This window comes from Candidatus Electronema sp. TJ, assembly GCF_048287355.1.
Classification (GTDB): Bacteria; Desulfobacterota; Desulfobulbia; order Desulfobulbales; family Desulfobulbaceae; genus Electronema.
The window spans coordinates 42,408-44,531 of the sequence record NZ_JBLWEP010000001.1 but is presented as its reverse complement, the minus strand read 5'-3'; the positions used below and the strand labels follow the sequence as shown (position 1 = coordinate 44,531).

Sequence of the window (2,124 nt, the reverse complement as noted above, 5' to 3'; positions counted from 1 at the left end):
CGCAGGCAAGGAAGAGGCAGGAATCTGTCTGTTTTTTTATAACCAGAGGCTCTGCGGCCTGCGCGGCGGAAGAGGAATGATGCCCTATCCGCTCCGCTCTTTGTTGACATTTCAGAGAAAACCTGCTATCAAAGTGTATTCTGAACGTGTCTGCGCCCGCGCCCTTCCGGCGCGTTTTCATATGCCGCTGAATTGCAGTGTCACCCTTTTCTTTACTTTTTTCATCAACCCTCTTTGCACAGGAGAACCGCCATGCCCTTGGATCCCACCAAACACGCTGACTGGGAAATCGCCGAAGCCGCTGAAAGCAGCATGAAAACTGTCTATGAGCTGAGCGAGAAGCTCGGCTTGAAGAAGGAAGAGCTGCTGCCGCACGGTCATTACTTGGCCAAATTGGACTACCGCGCCATCCTTGAGCGGCTGAAAGACCGGCCCGACGGCAAATACATTGACGTGACCGCCATCACTCCAACCCCGCTGGGCGAGGGCAAATCCACCTGCTCGATGGGCTTAGTGCAGGGCATGGGCAAGCGCGGCAAGTCGGTGGTCGGCGCGATCCGTCAGCCTTCCGGCGGCCCGACCATGAACATCAAAGGCTCGGCAGCAGGCGGCGGCCTGTCGCAGTGCGTGCCGCTGACTCCCTTCTCGCTGGGCATGACCGGCGACATCAACGCGATCATGAACGCCCACAACTTGGGCATGGTCGCGCTCACGTCCCGTATGCAGCACGAGAGCAACTACACCGATGATCAGCTGGCCCAGCGCGGACTGCGCCGTCTTGATATCCATCCGAAGAAGGTGGAGTTCCGCTGGATCATGGACTACTGCGCCCAAGCCTTGCGCAACATCACCATCGGCCTTGGCGGTACTTCGGACGGCATGACCATGCAGTCTGGCTTCAACATCGCGGTCAGCTCGGAGATCATGGCGATTCTCTCCATCGCCAAAGACCTGAAAGACATGCGCGAGCGCATCGGCAGGATAGTGATGGCTTACGACAAGCAGGACAGGCCGATCACCGCCACTGACCTCGATGTAGCTGGAGCCATGACCGCGTGGATGGTGGATGCGATCAACCCCAACCTGATGCAGACCATCGAGGGACAGCCGGTCATTGTTCACGCCGGGCCGTTTGCCAACATCGCTATTGGTCAGTCCTCCGTCATTGCCGACCGCGTGGCTCTCAAGTTGGCAGACTACAACATCACTGAGTCTGGCTTCGGTGCAGACATCGGCTTCGAGAAGTTCTGGAACCTGAAGTGCCGCTACTCCGGCCTGAAGCCGAACTGCGCCGTAGTTGTCGCCACCATCCGCGCTCTCAAGTGCCACGGCGGTGCGCCGATTCCTGTGCCTGGTCGTCCGATGCCGGAGGAGTACAAAGGCGAGAACGTCGGCTGGGTGGAGAAAGGCTGCGAGAACCTCATTCATCACATTGAGACCGTGAAGAAGGCAGGCATCAATCCCGTGGTCTGCATCAACGCCTTTTACACCGACAGCGACAACGAAACCAAGGCCGTGCGCCGGATGTGCGAGGCAGCTGGTGCGCGGGTTGCGCTGTCCAAGCACTGGCAGTATGGCGGCGACGGCGCTCTTGAGTTCGCCGACGCGGTCATTGATGCCTGCGAGGAGCCGAACGACTTCAAGTTCCTCTACGATCTGGAGACCCCGCTTTCCAAGCGCATCGAGCTGATTGTGAAGGAAGTGTACGGCGGCGACGGCGTGAGCTACACACCCGAAGCGCAGGCCAAGCTGAAGCGGCTGGAGGCGGACCCGGAGATGAAGAACATGACCACCTGCATGGTGAAAACCCATCTCTCCCTCTCGCATGATCCGAAGTTGAAAGGTGCGCCGAAAGGCTGGACACTGCCTATCCGCGACATCCTCACCTACAAGGGCGCAGGCTTTGTCGTGCCGGTGGCCGGAGCCATCACACTCATGCCAGGCACGGCATCTGATCCTGCTTATCGCCGCATTGATGTGGATGTGGAGACTGGCAAAGTGAAGGGCGTGTTCTAAGCTGCTGTATTCAACGCAGGCAACGCAGGACTGAAGCAGACAGGCCGGAAGGATTCTCCCCTTCCGGCCTGTTGTGTTTTGGGAGCACAGAACTGCCGGATTTCCTGC

Annotated in this window: 2 protein-coding genes; both read left to right on the top strand. The window is 58.7% G+C overall.

What is annotated here, in order from left to right; genetic code table 11:
* Positions 1-316 (top strand): hypothetical protein (locus ACNKID_RS00220; RefSeq protein WP_417911415.1); only part of this gene is annotated, 316 nt, incomplete at its 5' end.
* Positions 253-2,016 (top strand): formate--tetrahydrofolate ligase, encoded by a 1,764-nt coding sequence (locus tag ACNKID_RS00215; RefSeq protein WP_417911414.1) that lies wholly within the window; start codon positions 253-255, stop codon positions 2,014-2,016. The genes ACNKID_RS00220 and ACNKID_RS00215, both read left to right, overlap by 64 nt.
* Positions 2,017-2,124 lie beyond the last annotated feature (108 nt).